Source organism: Pseudomonas sp. TMW22090 (genome assembly GCF_022496665.1).
GTDB classification, from domain to species: domain Bacteria; phylum Pseudomonadota; class Gammaproteobacteria; order Pseudomonadales; family Pseudomonadaceae; genus Aquipseudomonas; species Aquipseudomonas gregormendelii.
Genome location: NZ_SCFH01000003.1, coordinates 522,327 through 536,406 on the forward strand (window position 1 = coordinate 522,327; position 14,080 = coordinate 536,406).

Here is a 14,080-nt window from a genome sequence, read left to right on the forward strand (position 1 = left end):
TCCTGTGGGATCAGGGCTTACGCGCAATGATCACCTGACTCTTGGCCACGACCGCATCCAGGGCCTGTTTGATCTGTGCACCCCGAGGCGAAGCGAGAATTGCCTGCCAGGTATCGGCCCAGTGATTGAGCAAAGGATGGTCCGCATTGCTGAAGTCCACTTTGGCCTCCCAGAACAGAAGCATCCACATCGACCAGTAAAAACCGTATTGGCTATGGCTGATCACTTCCAGACCCGCGTCGCTGACCATTGCCTTGAATTGGTCTTCGCTGATGATGCGAATGTGATTGGGCTTCTGAAAGTACTCGGGCGCGGCGATGTCTTTTTGCAGGTCTTCGGAACTTGGATGCGGCACGCTGAGCAGATAGAGCGCTCCCGGTTTGCCGACCCGTACCAGTTCGGCAAGAAACTGCGCAGGGTCATCGACGTGCTCGATTACTTCAGTGGAGACCACTCGAGTCGCGGTTCCGTCAGCAATGGGCAACGGGTTGCAATCGGTGACGTGGCACTCAATGCTCCGAGCCGGTGTATCTGCCAAGCGTTGCCGGGTCGCCTCGACCTTAGCCGCGTCGATATCGGCGATGATGATATTCGCCCCGCGCATTGCGCAGAAATGCACGTTACCGCCGTCACCGCAGCCAACGTCCAGCAAGGTGTCTTGCGGAGTGACCGGGAAGCCGGTGAACAGCTCGCCGGTTTGCTGATTGAACCAGCCACTGAGCATCGCGTCATGCAGGCCGAGCATGTACGGATCGACCTTTTCGGGTGCTGCGGCCACCGGTGTCGGCTCCGGCACCGGTTGCGCGGGAGGCGTGCCCGCCGCGAGTTTCTTCAACAGTCTCAGCATGAGGTTGCTCCAGAGGATGGGACGGCGTTTGGGGGCAAGCTCAGGCGCTGCACCAGCGATACGCCACGACGGCGCATGGGCATTTCGACAAAGCGATAGTTGAGTTCACTTAAAACCGCGATCAACCCGAAGGCGATCAACAATGTAGGGATCGGGTGTCCGCCAGGGTTCGGCAAGTTGGCTGCCTGCAAACGAAAGATGCCTTCGCGCACCAGCAGATAAGCCGGGATGTGGATCAGGTAAATCCCGTAGGAACGGCTGCCCACCCAGGTCATCAGGCTTTTGATCAGATATCCGGGCATCAGGTAGTCGCGATTGTAGGAAGCGATCCAGACCAGCAACGCACACAGCAGTGCAATCACGCCAATACGGTAATGAGTGAACGTGAAGCGATCAGTGGCTATGAAACCCAGCACCAGCGACACCGCGAGCAATGCGGCCAGACCAGCCCAGGGACGGCGCAGGAATGTCGGTTCCCAGCGTCGGTAGGAAGGCTGCGCGCTCCAGATGGCCAGCAGCACGCCGAGGGCCAGCGCATCTGTTCTGATCACCATCAATATCGGCGTGCGCAAAGTGAACAGTTGCACCGCCACCAACAGGACTAGCGCCCAAACCAGGTATTTGCGACAGAGCAAAATCAGCAAGGGGAACAGCAGGTAGAACTGCTCCTCCAACGACAGACTCCAGTACACGAAACTGGTGCCATATTCGTAATTGTAAAAACTGTCGGCGAAGCGAAAGTTGGCGTACTGGGCAATGCCGGCCAGGGTCGCCTGCAGATTCGCCTGCAGGGTGCCGAACGCGCCGGAGCGGTTGAGGAACAGGCACGCCAGCAACATCAGCGCCAGCCATAACCAGGCTGACGGCAACAAACGAAAGGCCCGCCGCAGCCAGAAGTTGCGGGTTTCCTGCCAGTATTCCTGCCGCGTGCTGCAACCTTGCAGCGCCGGGATCAGGCTACGCGCGATGACGAAGCCGGAGATGGCGAAGAATAAATCAACGCCCCACCACGGCTGCGTGTACAGGGTGATGCGTTGCAACAGCGGAACACTCGCCGCGAACAGGCTGTCCTGCAGGTGGTGAAACAAAACGCCCAGTACCGCAATGCCGCGAAGCAACTCGATATCCATGATGCGCTTGCTGCTACTCATGGTGTCCTCCTGGACGTGCCACGGTATCCATCGGTTTGCGGGCAATGATGACCTGGCTCTTGGGCATGAACCGGTCAAGCATCTGCTTGATCGCCAGGCCGTCGGGGTGCGACAGCAGGTCCTGCCAGGTTTTCGCCCAGCTCTCCATCAACGGCGGATACGGCGCCTGGATACGGTCGCGAACCGCGCCACCCACGTCACGTCCGGCAGCCCTCTCGCTCGCCCAGAAAAAGATCATGCCCATCACCCAGAAAAACCCGCTGGCCTGACGATGCTCGATGACCAGGCCCGCCTCCTCCACCAGGGTGGCGAACCGTTCGGGGGTGAAAATCTGCACATGATTGGGTGTCTGGAAATAACTGGCGGGAGCGATGCCCTTTTGCAAATGCTCGCCCACCGGTGCTGGAACGCTTAGCAGATACAGCGCCCCGGGACGCCCCATGCGCACCAGTTCAGCCATGAAGGGTTCAGGTTGGTCGATGTGTTCGAGCACTTCCATGCACACGATTTTGCTTGCGCAACCGTCGGCCAGCGGCAGCGGCAAGCTGTTGCTGACCAGCCCCAGATTGGCCTGGCTCGATTGCGCGGCCACTTGGCGGGCCAGGTCACGCACCTTGTCGTGCTCGCTGTCGGTGAAGATCACCGAGGCGCCCTGTCGAACCGCGAACAAGGTCGCCACACCTTCGCCGCATCCGACATCCAGCAGCGTGTCGTCGGCGTTAATGGCAAAACCCTTGAGCAACTCGCCGGTTTCGCCGAGGAACCAGCCATCGAGTACTGCATCGTGCAAACCGACGTCCCTGGGCGATACCGGGCTTTGGGGCACGGTCGAAGGCGCCGACGGTGCCGGCCAGAGCTTCGCCAACAAACGGCGAATCATGCGTTGGACGCTTGCAAGGTCAGTGCTTTGCGCCGCTCCAGCAGCTGTTCGAAGAACGCCCGCAGGCGCTGTTCGGTGCTGGCCTGGCTACAGAAACCCTGAAGTCGACTGACAGCATGGGCCGACATCCTTTCATACCGCCCGACATCGTTTTTCGCGACGTCGTAGCTGGCCCGATAGGCAGCGCACAGCGAGTCCCAATCAGTGGTGTAACGCAGGGTACGAAATGCCGCCCGGGGATCGTGCGGCCAGGCGGTCAGTTCTTCTGTCGAGTCGACGATGAACGCGTTGTCACTGTCCACGTAGTCGGCCATCGCAGTGTTCAGCGGCGCAATCGCCGGCTTGCCGCACGACATGAATTCCATCAACGGCAGGCACTGGCCTTCGCCGTAGGAGCAATTGACGACGTAGCTGGTGGCCTCTACCAGGCGTTCATAGTCGAGGTCTGCGAGGTAGCCATGGATCAGCACGATGCGGCACTGATAGGTCTGATTCTTGTAGACGTGGTGCAGCATGTCGTTGAGTGCATCGGCGATGTCATGGTGAGTGAGCTTGAGCACCAGGGTCGCGTCGGCCGACTCGCGGAAGGTGCTGCAAAACGCACTGATCATGTCCTTCCAGTTCTTGCGCCCGTCGTAGGGGTTGAAGACCGAGGTGTAGACCACGCCATCAAGCAGCAACTCGCAATCGCGCACCGGTCCGTCGAACGCGATCGGCGTGCCTTCGCGCAAGCGCTCCGGTCCGTAAGGGCGCAGATCTGCGGTACGACTGTCGATCATCAGGCCGCGCAGGTTCAGGCGAATCCCTTCAGCGACCGGGCGCTTGAGCAAGTGCTCGCCACGCGCGGCAAAGCGATCCCAGACCGGCGCCGGAATCGCGCTGATCGGATACTCGGGCCCCATCACATCGCGAACGGCCTTTACGGTGAAGCTCGAATGAGTGATCGCCATGCCGCTGGCCGCCAGTACCACCCGCCAGTCATGCCGCGGTTCCCCATGCCAGCTTTCAGTGGGGATGGTGCTGAACTCCCAGGCGAACACTGCAATGGTCGGGCAGGCATAGCGGATGGGTGTGCGGTGCGGTGGTGAGAAGGACAGGAACACACAATCCTCTCCCCTGCTCTGGCAATCTTGATACAGACGGTCGACCAACTCGTCAGGGTCGCTGACCTCGATCACCTGGCCCAGTCGTTCCAGCACCGGGCGAAACTCCTTGAGCACGAAGTAGTAGCTGTACTCGGGCCGGCCCAGGTTCTGCTGGATGTTGCTCTTGTTGGTTTCCGAATGAATGATGATCAGCATGCTGCTGTCCCCGTCTTGGCGGCCGCTGGCGTCACGGCGATGACCGGGGCCTGCCCGAAGAACTGCGCCAGGCGCTGCTGCACTGGCGTAAAACTGCAGTAGTCGCGCATTCGCTCGCTGGCGGCGTCGGCCATGGCATGCCAGGTCTGCGGCTGGTCTTTGGCCATGGCGTAACTCTGTGCATAAGCGGTTTTCAACGAGCCCCAATCCGGACGATGGCGCAGGGTCCGGTAGAGGATGCGCGCGTCTTCCGGCCAGATCGTCGGCTCGCGACTGGACTTCACAACAAAGGCCACGCGTTCGTCGATGTAGTCTCGCATTGCGGTGTGGTCCGGGGCGATAACGGGCCGGGCGCACGACATGAATTCCATCAGCGGCAAGCACAGGCCTTCGCAGCGAGATGCGTTGACGTAGAAACTCGCCGCCCCGTACAACCGCGCAAATTCTTCATCCTGCAGATAACCATGCATGACCACCACTCGACAGGCGAATGGTGACAGTTGCGAGAGCAAGGTCATGAGTTCGACGTAATAGGTCGAGAGGTCGTTCTGGGTCATCTTCAGTACGAGCGTAGCGTCTGGTGCATCGCGCAATGCCCAGCAAAATGCGGTGATCAGATGGTGCCAGTTCTTGCGCCCGTCATCGGGGTTGAACACGCTGACATACAACACACCACTGACATCGATGGATACCGTCGTGGTGGTATCGGGCAAAGCGGATGGCGCCGGTTCGACTGGTTCGACTGGCTCGGCAACCTCGGGTGCAACTGGCAGTGGTTGCACTGGCAGTGCCTGCTTGCGAAGCCTTGCGAGCCAGGGGCGAACGGCGTCCGGCACCAGATCGCGCGCGGCTTCGCGATACCACAGCAGCAGGTTGTGCTTGAGTGCCCGGTAGACTTCACGCACGTAGTGCCGGGTAATAAATGCGCGGCGGCGGATGGTCAATTGCGGTGGCGGTGGCGGCTCCGGTACTACTTCTTCCGGCTCAGGCTCGATCTGCGCCACTGACTCTACAATCTGCGGTCCAAGCAGGCCATCGGCGGACAAGCCCATCACATGGCTGTCGAGTATGCAGCCCTTGATCTGCAGTGTGGTTCCCGGGTTCACCGGAGTGCCAGGATACTGCTGGCGCACCTCGGCAAAGCGTTCCCACAAAGGCGTCGGCAATACGAGCACTGGAAAATCGGCACCCAGGGTTCGGCGGATGGCTTCGGCAGTGTGGGTGGACAAGGTAATCACCCGACCCAGGCGCGCCAGTGTCTGGCTCCAGTCCTGGCGCGGATCGTTGTCCCAGTACTCGGCGGGAATGGTGTCGAATTCCCAGGCAACCACACACACCATCGGGCATTGAACATCGGTCGGGGTCTTGTGCGGCGGTGCAAACGAAATGAACAGGCTATCCTGCCCCGCTTGCTGCAACTGCCGATAGAGCGGATCCACTTCGGCGGTCGAGGCTACGACGTGAACCTGCCCAAGGCTTTCGAACAAGGGTCGATAGGCCTTGAGCACAAAATAGTAACTGTACTCGGGACGACCGAGACTCTGGCTGATGGAGCTGTCGTTGACGTCGGAGTAGAGAATGAAATTCATGGCATCCCATGGTGAGATCGCCATCCCGGCAACCTCACTGTGTGACGGAGAAGCCAAGGATCGGGGCAGCATTTGCCAGCCCTCGTCCATCGTCTTCGTGCCCGTCTTCGTTCTTGTTTTAATGGTCAGTTCCTCGCAGTTTCACAGCGGCGCTGCCGAACCTTGAGTCATCGTGACGAGGGGCATTCTAAACACATCCGTTGAGGATTCGTGAACCGCCCGACGAGAATAAATCGGGCTACGCGGACCAGAACTGATCAGTCACGGTTGGACCTGTTGAAATTACCGCGCAATTGGCACAGATTGGCAACCAAACAACTACAACAAAATTTTTTCGCCAGTCTTTCGACCAAGTAATCGACCCGGTCCGTCAGATATCTCCGACAAGCCTGTGGGGAATGGACGAAAATGTATGACCAAGGGGCTGCTGTTTGAAAAAGCGTCTGTTCGTTACGGGTCTCAGCGGATTCGTAGGACAACACATCCAATCCCGCCTGCTGGCTGATTCCGCGCAGTGGGAGCTGCTGACCGTCCCTGCCCGCTATGATCTCGCAGACCCGCAGAGCCTTGAAGGCCTGTGGCCGGAGCTGCCGGATGCGGTCATTCACCTGGCCGGCCAGACCTTCGTACCCGAAGCGTTCCGTGATCCGGCGCGCACCCTGAATATCAACTTGCTCGGTACACTGAACCTGCTGCAAGCCCTCAAGGCTCGCGGCTTCACCGGCACGTTCCTGTACGTCAGCTCCGGCGACGTCTACGGCCAGGTCAGCGAAGAGCATTTGCCCATCACCGAACTGCAACCGCCCTGCCCGCGCAATCCGTATGCCGTGAGCAAACTGTCGGCAGAGTTCCTGAGTCTGCAATGGGGTTTGAGCGAAGGCTGGCCGGTACTGGTCGCCCGCCCGTTCAACCACATCGGCACTGGCCAGAAAGAAAATTTTGTCATCGCCAGCGCCGCCCGCCAGATCAATCGGATCAAACAAGGCCTGCAAGCGCCGCAACTGGAAGTCGGTGACATCGACGTCACGCGCGACTTCCTCGACGTGAGCGACGTGATCTCCGCTTACCTGGCCTTGCTGGAAAAAGGTACGCCCGGGCAGGTCTACAACGTGTGCTCGGGGCGCGAGCAGAGCATTCGCAGCCTGATCGAACAGCTGGGTGACCTCGCGCAAGTCGACCTGCAACTGGTTCAAGACCCCGCCAGAATGCGCCGCGCGGATCAGCGACGGGTATGCGGCAGTCATGCAAGGTTGGCCCAGACCACCGGTTGGGCGCCGCAAATCACTACACAACAAACCCTGCGGGCGACCCTGTCCGACTGGGAGATACGGGTAAGACAAGAATGACAAAAAGTGCACTGATCACAGGGATCACCGGACAGGACGGCGCTTATCTGGCCAAACTGTTGCTCGACAAGGGCTATAAAGTCCACGGCCTGGTTGCGCGGCGCAGCAGCGACGCACGCTGGCGACTGCGCGAAATGGGGGTCGAGGCCGACATCGTTTACCTGGACGGCGACATGGCCGATGCCTGCTCGATCCAGCGCGCAGTGATCAAATCGGCGCCTGACGAGGTCTACAACCTGGCCGCACAGAGTTTTGTTGCCGCCTCTTGGTCGCAACCGGTAACCACCGGCATTGTCGACGGGTTGGGCGTCACGCACCTGCTTGAAGCGATCCACCAGTTCAGCCCGCATACCCGTTTCTACCAAGCATCCACCAGCGAAATGTTTGGCCTGATCCAGGCGGAGCAGCAGGACGAAAATACGCCGTTTTACCCGCGCAGCCCTTACGGCGTGGCCAAGCTCTATGGCCACTGGATCACCGTGAACTATCGCGAGAGCTACAACCTGCACGCCAGCAGCGGCATCCTGTTCAACCACGAATCACCGCTGCGTGGCATCGAATTCGTGACGCGCAAGGTCACCGACGCAGCCGCTCGCATCAAGCAGGGCAAACAGCAGGAACTGCGCCTGGGCAACATCGACGCCAAGCGCGACTGGGGTTTTGCCGGCGACTACGTCGAAGCCATGTGGTTGATGTTGCAACAGGACAAACCCGATGACTTCGTGGTCGCCACGGGGGTAACCACCACGGTGCGCGAAATGTGCCGGATTGCCTTCGAACACGTCGACCTGAACTACCGTGACTTCGTGAAGATCGACCCGGCATTCTTCCGCCCGGCCGAAGTCGAAGTGCTGCTCGGCAACCCGGCCAAGGCTCAACGAGTGCTGGGATGGAAACCAAAAACCGACCTGGATACCTTGATCCGCATGATGATGGATGCGGACATGAAACGCGTCGCCAAGGAGTAGGCCAATGCTGATTCCCGTGATTCTTTCCGGTGGTGCTGGTACGCGGTTGTGGCCGGTATCGCGAGAAGGCCAGCCGAAACCCTTCATGATGTTGCCGGACGGCCAGTCGTTACTCGGCAAGACCTATCGTCGTGCTGCGGCGTTGCTGGACGGCTGGGGCGACATCGTGACGGTGACCAATCGCGACTACTACTTCCAGAGCAAGGATCACTATCAGGACGCACAACTGGGCAGGCATCGCGGGCACTTTCTGCTGGAGCCGACCGGGCGCAATACCGCTCCGGCAATCGCGGCGGCCGCCCTCTCGCTGCAGGCACTGCATGGTGACGAGGCGATCATGCTGGTCATGCCCGCCGATCACCTGATCGTCAACGAAGAAGCCCTGAAACAAGCTGTCGAACATGCGGTGGCTCTGGCCCGGTCCGGTCACCTGGTGACCTTCGGAGTGGTGCCGACGGCACCGGAAACAGGGTTTGGCTACATCGAGACCGGCGCACCGCTGGACGAAAATGGCGCCGCCCGTGTGCAGCGTTTCGTTGAAAAACCCGACCTGCAGACCGCTACTCATTACCTTGAAAGCGGCAACTTCCTGTGGAATTCAGGGATGTTCTGCTTCTCGGTCGCCACTGTCCTGGCGGAATTGGAAACCCACGCCCCTACACTGCTGGAACAGGCCAGGACCTGCATGGCAGCCAGTGCTGCAGTGGAAACCGCCGGCGGCCTGCAGCAGGAGCTATCGCCTGCGCTGTTTGGCGAGATCATGGACATTTCCATCGACTACGCGTTGATGGAGCGCTCTGACAAGGTGGTGGTGGTGCCCGCCCGTTTCGACTGGAGCGACATCGGCTCCTGGGGCGCAATCGCCGCCCTGGTGCCGGCGGATGCGCAGCACAACCGTGCCACAGGCGAAGCCATCTTCATCGACAGTCACCATAACTTCGTGCAGAGCGAAGATCGCCTGGTGGCCACCGTTGGCGTGGAAAACCTGATCATCATCGACACCGCCGACGCGGTCCTGGTGGCGCATGCCGACCGTGCCCAGGATGTGCGCCAGGTGGCCAAGCAACTCAAGGACAAGAAGCACGAAGCCTATCGCCTGCACCGCACGGTCAGCCGGCCATGGGGCACGTACACGGTGCTCGAGGAAGGTCCACGCTTCAAGATCAAACGCATCGTGGTCAAGCCTGGTGCCAAGTTGTCCCTGCAGATGCACCACCATCGCAATGAACACTGGGTGGTGGTCGAAGGCATGGCCAAGGTCACCAACAATGGCACCGGCACTCACCTGGTGGCCAAGAACGAATCGACTTTCATTGCCGCCGGCCACAAGCATCGCCTGGAAAACCCCGGGGTGATCGACCTGGTGATCATCGAAGTGCAGAGCGGCGAATACCTGGGAGAGGACGATATCGTCCGCTTCGAAGATCAATACGGCCGGACGGTTTGAATGCTGCGTAATCTTTACCAATCGTTGTGGAGTTACCGGGGTTTTATCCTCGGCAGCGTCAAAAGAGAGTTTCAGGCGCGTTATCGCAATTCGCTGTTTGGGGCCTTGTGGACCGTGCTCAACCCGCTGTCGATGATCGTGGTCTACACGGTCATCTTCTCCACCATCATGCGCGCCCGCCTGCCGGGCGTGGATGATGGCCTGGCCTATAGCGTTTACCTTTGCGCCGGCCTGCTGACCTGGGGCCTGTTCGCCGAGATCACCACCCGCAGCCAGAGCATGTTTCTGGAAAACGCCAACCTGCTGAAGAAAATCAGCTTCCCGCGCATCTGCCTGCCGGTGATCGTGCTGCTCAATGCCGGGATCAATTTCGCGATCATTCTGGGGTTGTTCCTCGGCTTCCTGCTGATCAGCGGACGGCTTCCGGGCATGGCGTTGCTGGCCCTGATACCGCTGCTGATGCTGCAGGTGATGTTCGCCGCCGGACTGGGGATGATCCTCGGGGTGCTCAATGTGTTCTTCCGCGACGTCGGGCAATTTTTCGGCATCTGCCTGCAATTCTGGTTCTGGCTGACACCGATCGTGTACCCGCTGTCGATCCTGCCGCCGGGCATACAGCGCGTTATCGAGCTGAACCCGATGACGGCGTTGATGAACAGTTACCAGAACCTGTTCCTCTACAACCAATGGCCTAACTGGAGCTCGCTGCTCCCGCTGGTGGTGATCGGGCTGTTGTTCTGCGTGATGGGGCTGCGGCTTTTCCGCCAGCGTGTTGGTGAAATGGTGGATGAGCTCTGATGGGACATATACGCGTCAGTGGCCTGGGCAAGGCCTATAAGCAATACCCGAATCGCTGGAGCCGGCTATTCGAATGGCTGGTGCCGTTCTCCCCTACCCGCCATCACCTGCACTGGGTGCTGCAGGGTGTCGACTTCGAGATCCAGCCCGGCGAAGCCGTTGGCATTGTCGGGGTCAACGGCGCTGGCAAAAGTACCTTGTTGAAGATGATCACCGGCACCACCCAGGCCACCTGTGGCGAGATCAAGCTGCAAGGTCGAGTCGCCGCGCTGCTGGAGCTGGGCATGGGTTTCCACCCGGATTTCACCGGGCGCCAGAACACCTTCATGGCGGGCCAACTGCTCGGCATGCAGGTCGAGGAAATTGAGGCGCTGATGCCGGAAATCGAAAGTTTCGCCGAAATTGGCGAGGCCATCGACCAGCCGGTCCGTACCTATTCAAGCGGCATGCAGATGCGCCTGGCGTTCAGCGTTGCTACGGCGCGCCGTCCGGATATCCTGATCGTCGATGAAGCATTGTCCGTGGGTGACGCCTACTTCCAGCACAAAAGCTTCGACCGCATCCGTAACTTCCGCAAGGCCGGCACCACGCTGCTGATCGTGTCCCACGACCGGTCGGCGATCCAGTCGATCTGCGATACCGCCATCCTCCTGGAAAACGGGCGCATGGCCATGCGCGGCAAGCCTGAAGAGGTGATGGACTACTACAACGCGATGCTCGCCCAGCGCGAAGGCCAGACGGTCCGCCAGGAGATGCTTGCCAACGGCCAGGTGCAGACTATTTCCGGCACAGGCGAGGCCGGCATTCTCAGCGTGCGCCTGCTCGATCCAAAGGGCCGCTCGGTGGAAGTGGCCGAGGTCGGGCAGGCGATGGTGCTGGAAGTGCAAGTCGAAGTTCGCCAGGACATCGAGCGGCTGATCCTTGGGTTCATGATCAAGGATCGCCTCGGCCAACCCATGTACGGCATCAATACCCACCGCATCGACAAGGCCCTCACCGACCTGAGCGCCGGCGAACGCGTCACTTACCGATTCGCTTTCGACATGCGCCTGGGCAAGGGTAATTACTCGGTGGCCCTGAGCCTCTCGCGCCTGGACTCGCACCTGGACCGCAACTTCGAGTGGCGCGACTACGGGCTGGTCTTTCACGTGATCAACAACCGTCGGGAAGACTTCGTCGGCTGTTCGTGGCTCGAGGCCCAAACCAGCATTACCCGCTCCAGCGAGAGCACTATCGAAGTGGCCGACCCAGAGGAATTGCGATGACCCGACTGCTGGTGGAATGCACCTACGTTTTTGAACATCCTCACGCCAACTCAGGCATTCAGCGGGTGGTGCGCAACGTCATCCAGCAGCTACCGGCGGCAAATTCCACCCGTGAATGCATTCCCGTGGTGATGGTCAACGGCGCGTTGTTCGAGGTGAAGAGCCTGGCGCCGCTGGAGACGCCGAAACACGACCTGATGAGCCTGCGGGTGAAGCTCGAACAGATGGCCAACCTGTTCTGGCTGCGCCACCGCACCCTGGAGCGACGTCGCCCTTTCAGCGAGTCGAAGTTCGCCCGCCGCGTACTTTACGTGGGGTGCCGCCTTGCCGCGTTCGCCTGCCTGAGCCTGCCAATGCGCGTGCTCGACCGGGTGCTCAAAGATCAGAAGGTGCCTGAGCGTTGTGTGCCGTTGCAGCATCGGGCCGGAGACCAACTGGTGTTGCTGGACTCGTCCTGGCATGCCAACTTCTTTCCCCTGGCCGAGCAGCTAAAGCGTGACGGTGTCGGCATTGTGTCGGTGATCTACGACCTGATTCCCCTGACTCATCCGCAGTTCTGCGACGCGGGCCTGGTGAAAGTGTTCAATGAGTGGTTCGACTGGATCGCCCGCACCGCCGATGGCTACGTGGCGATTTCCACGACTATTCGCGATCAGGTCCGACAGGAGATGGTGCGCCGGGTTGGCACTGAACAGGTGGCACAACGCTGGTTCGACTATTTCCACCTGGGCTCGGAACTGGACTTGAGCGACGCCCGCTCATCCGTCGATCAAGGCCTGCTGGACATGTTCAAAAAGCCGCAGCCGGTGTTTCTGATGGTCAGCACCATCGAACCGCGCAAGAACCACGCTTACCTGCTGGATGCGTTCGAGCGCGCCTGGGCGGTTGGGTCGCTGGCCCGGTTGTGCATCGTCGGCAAGATTGGCTGGAAGTGCGATGCACTGGTCGAGCGTATCCGCCGCCATCCCGAATTGAACAAACGGTTGTTCATGTTCAACGACCTGTCGGACAGAAGCCTGGAGCATGCTTACTCCCACGCCACTTCGCTCGTCTTCCCTTCTTACGTCGAAGGGTTTGGCTTGCCGCTGGTGGAAGCCATGCAGCGCGGGCTGCCGGCTATGGCCAGCGACATACCGGTGTTTCGCGAGATTGGCGGCGATTACATGGCCTATTTCGACCTCGACAAGCCGCAGAGCCTGGCCGACCTGATAATCGGCATGGAAACCACTGGCGTGTTCCCGGCAACGCTCGACCTTGGAGGCTGGCGCTGGCTGTCCTGGCGTGAAGCGAGCGCGCAACTGGTGGAGCGCATCGAGCGCAACCTGCACAACGTGGCAAAAGTGCCTGAGAGCCAACATGCGCATTGCCCTTAACGCACGCATTCTCCAGGCGCCGAGAACCGGTATCGGGCATTACGTCGCCGAACTGGTAAACGCCCTCGCCCAGGAGCCGGACGTCGATTTGGCATTGTTCCACGGCTGGGGCTGGAGTTCGGCGCTTCCCGAAGCCGCAATGCCCGGTTACTCGCGCCTGACGCCATTGTTGCGACAAATCCCCGGGGCCTATCAGGCAAGGCGCTGGCTGGAGCAGAAACGGTTCGACCAGCGTCATTCCAAGAGTATCGATTTGTATCACGAGCCGAGCTTGTGGCCGTTGTCGTTCGATGGCCCGACGGTTATCACCCTGCACGACCTGACACATCTGCACTATCCCGAAACCCAGCCGGCTGCACGCTTGCGGGAGATCGAGCGGCGCCTGGCCGATGGCGTACAGCAGGCACGCCTGATTCTGACGGACTCACAATGCATTGCCGACGAGGCACAGGACTATTTCGCACTGCCAGCCGAGCGTTTTGTCGTTGCGCCGCTTGGTGTGGCCGCGCGATTCCATCCCAGGTCGGACGAGTCCATCGATAAAGTGCTCAAAACTCACGGGGTCGACGCCCGGGAGTATTTCCTGTGCGTCGGCACCCTCGAACCGCGCAAGAACCTGACTCTGGCACTGCGCGCCCATGCCCGACTGCCCGAAGCCGTGCGCCAGCGTTTTCCGCTGCTGATTGCCGGCATGGCAGGCTGGCAGCGCGAGCAGTTCAACGACGAGTTGCGCTCAGCCCTTGCCGCCGGTCATGTGTGTCTGCTGGGGTATCTGCCTGATGAGGACCTGGCCCAACTGCTGGCCGGCGCCCGGGCGCTGGTCTTCCCTTCCCTGTACGAAGGGTTTGGCCTGCCGGTACTGGAAGCCATGGCCAGTGGTACCCCAGTAATACTCACCAGTGCCTCGGCCATGCCCGAAGTTGCCGCCGACGCCGGCAATTACATTCAACCGGACGATCCCGACTCCTTGCGTGATGCGATGACCCGGCTGATCGAAGACCCGACGCATTGGCAGGCCTGCCGTGCGGCGGGGTTGCATCGAGCCAAGCTTTTTTCCTGGGAGCGTTGCGCGAAGGTCACGGCCCGCGCCTACCGCCAGGCTATGGGAGATTGAT

At 60.3% G+C, this 14,080-nt stretch carries 13 protein-coding genes; 8 read left to right on the forward strand and 5 right to left on the reverse strand.

What is annotated here, in order from left to right; genetic code table 11:
• Positions 1 to 10: 10 nt before the first annotated feature.
• The 5 genes from EQV97_RS11680 to EQV97_RS11700 are packed head-to-tail and all read right to left on the reverse strand — an operon-like array spanning position 11 to position 5,768.
• Positions 11 to 847: a class I SAM-dependent methyltransferase gene (locus EQV97_RS11680; protein ID WP_122840939.1), complete on the reverse strand. Its 837-nt coding sequence runs from the start codon at positions 845 to 847 to the stop codon at positions 11 to 13.
• Complete coding sequence (locus tag EQV97_RS11685) at positions 841 to 1,998, reverse strand: acyltransferase (protein ID WP_240888961.1); 1,158 nt, start codon at positions 1,996 to 1,998, stop codon at positions 841 to 843. The genes EQV97_RS11680 and EQV97_RS11685 overlap by 7 nt, the downstream gene beginning before the upstream one ends.
• Positions 1,991 to 2,878 carry a class I SAM-dependent methyltransferase gene (locus EQV97_RS11690; protein WP_122840937.1) on the reverse strand — a complete coding sequence of 296 codons (888 nt, stop codon included), beginning with the start codon at positions 2,876 to 2,878 and terminating at the stop codon, positions 1,991 to 1,993. The genes EQV97_RS11685 and EQV97_RS11690 overlap by 8 nt, the downstream gene beginning before the upstream one ends.
• Complete coding sequence (locus EQV97_RS11695; protein ID WP_240888962.1) at positions 2,875 to 4,179, reverse strand: glycosyltransferase; 1,305 nt, start codon at positions 4,177 to 4,179, stop codon at positions 2,875 to 2,877. The genes EQV97_RS11690 and EQV97_RS11695 overlap by 4 nt, the downstream gene beginning before the upstream one ends.
• Positions 4,173 to 5,768 (reverse strand): glycosyltransferase, encoded by a 1,596-nt coding sequence (locus EQV97_RS11700; protein ID WP_240888963.1) that lies wholly within the window; start codon positions 5,766 to 5,768, stop codon positions 4,173 to 4,175. The genes EQV97_RS11695 and EQV97_RS11700 overlap by 7 nt, the downstream gene beginning before the upstream one ends.
• Between EQV97_RS11700 and EQV97_RS11705 the strand changes: the two genes are divergently transcribed.
• From EQV97_RS11705 to EQV97_RS11740, 8 genes are all read left to right on the forward strand, one after another.
• On the forward strand, positions 5,758 to 5,934 hold the full coding sequence (locus EQV97_RS11705) for a hypothetical protein (protein WP_240888964.1): 177 nt from the start codon (positions 5,758 to 5,760) through the stop codon (positions 5,932 to 5,934). The genes EQV97_RS11700 and EQV97_RS11705 overlap by 11 nt on opposite strands.
• 265 nt (positions 5,935 to 6,199) lie before the next feature.
• Positions 6,200 to 7,114: a GDP-mannose 4,6-dehydratase gene (locus EQV97_RS11710; protein ID WP_122840934.1), complete on the forward strand. Its 915-nt coding sequence runs from the start codon at positions 6,200 to 6,202 to the stop codon at positions 7,112 to 7,114.
• Positions 7,111 to 8,082, forward strand: coding sequence for a GDP-mannose 4,6-dehydratase (gmd, locus tag EQV97_RS11715; protein WP_122840933.1), 972 nt, complete (start codon positions 7,111 to 7,113; stop codon positions 8,080 to 8,082). The genes EQV97_RS11710 and gmd overlap by 4 nt, the downstream gene beginning before the upstream one ends.
• A 4-nt stretch (positions 8,083 to 8,086) precedes the next feature.
• Complete coding sequence (locus EQV97_RS11720) at positions 8,087 to 9,529, forward strand: mannose-1-phosphate guanylyltransferase/mannose-6-phosphate isomerase (protein WP_122840932.1); 1,443 nt, start codon at positions 8,087 to 8,089, stop codon at positions 9,527 to 9,529.
• Positions 9,530 to 10,327, forward strand: coding sequence for an ABC transporter permease (locus EQV97_RS11725; RefSeq protein ID WP_122840931.1), 798 nt, complete (start codon positions 9,530 to 9,532; stop codon positions 10,325 to 10,327). It abuts the gene before it with no gap.
• The gene (locus tag EQV97_RS11730; protein ID WP_240888965.1) at positions 10,327 to 11,592 is read left to right on the forward strand and encodes an ABC transporter ATP-binding protein; all 1,266 of its coding nucleotides are present in this window, start codon (positions 10,327 to 10,329) and stop codon (positions 11,590 to 11,592) included. Before EQV97_RS11725 ends, EQV97_RS11730 begins: the two co-directional genes overlap by 1 nt.
• Positions 11,589 to 12,965, forward strand: coding sequence for a glycosyltransferase family 1 protein (locus EQV97_RS11735; protein WP_201146551.1), 1,377 nt, complete (start codon positions 11,589 to 11,591; stop codon positions 12,963 to 12,965). The genes EQV97_RS11730 and EQV97_RS11735 overlap by 4 nt, the downstream gene beginning before the upstream one ends.
• Entirely contained in the window at positions 12,949 to 14,079 is a 1,131-nt protein-coding gene (locus EQV97_RS11740; RefSeq protein ID WP_122840928.1) for a glycosyltransferase family 1 protein, read from the forward strand. Before EQV97_RS11735 ends, EQV97_RS11740 begins: the two co-directional genes overlap by 17 nt.
• Position 14,080 lies beyond the last annotated feature (1 nt).

Bases quoted from the DNA above. Each gene is read 5' to 3' on its own strand.
- EQV97_RS11680 (WP_122840939.1), bottom strand. From the start codon at position 847: ATGCTGAGACTGTTGAAGAAACTCGCGGCGGGCACGCCTCCCGCGCAA.
- EQV97_RS11685 (WP_240888961.1), bottom strand. From the start codon at position 1,998: ATGAGTAGCAGCAAGCGCATCATGGATATCGAGTTGCTTCGCGGCATT.
- EQV97_RS11690 (WP_122840937.1), bottom strand. From the start codon at position 2,878: ATGATTCGCCGTTTGTTGGCGAAGCTCTGGCCGGCACCGTCGGCGCCT.
- EQV97_RS11695 (WP_240888962.1), bottom strand. From the start codon at position 4,179: ATGCTGATCATCATTCATTCGGAAACCAACAAGAGCAACATCCAGCAG.
- EQV97_RS11705 (WP_240888964.1), top strand. From the start codon at position 5,758: ATGAAATTCATGGCATCCCATGGTGAGATCGCCATCCCGGCAACCTCA.
- EQV97_RS11700 (WP_240888963.1), bottom strand. From the start codon at position 5,768: ATGAATTTCATTCTCTACTCCGACGTCAACGACAGCTCCATCAGCCAG.
- gmd (WP_122840933.1), top strand. From the start codon at position 7,111: ATGACAAAAAGTGCACTGATCACAGGGATCACCGGACAGGACGGCGCT.
- EQV97_RS11720 (WP_122840932.1), top strand. From the start codon at position 8,087: ATGCTGATTCCCGTGATTCTTTCCGGTGGTGCTGGTACGCGGTTGTGG.
- EQV97_RS11725 (WP_122840931.1), top strand. From the start codon at position 9,530: ATGCTGCGTAATCTTTACCAATCGTTGTGGAGTTACCGGGGTTTTATC.
- EQV97_RS11730 (WP_240888965.1), top strand. From the start codon at position 10,327: ATGGGACATATACGCGTCAGTGGCCTGGGCAAGGCCTATAAGCAATAC.
- EQV97_RS11735 (WP_201146551.1), top strand. From the start codon at position 11,589: ATGACCCGACTGCTGGTGGAATGCACCTACGTTTTTGAACATCCTCAC.
- EQV97_RS11740 (WP_122840928.1), top strand. From the start codon at position 12,949: ATGCGCATTGCCCTTAACGCACGCATTCTCCAGGCGCCGAGAACCGGT.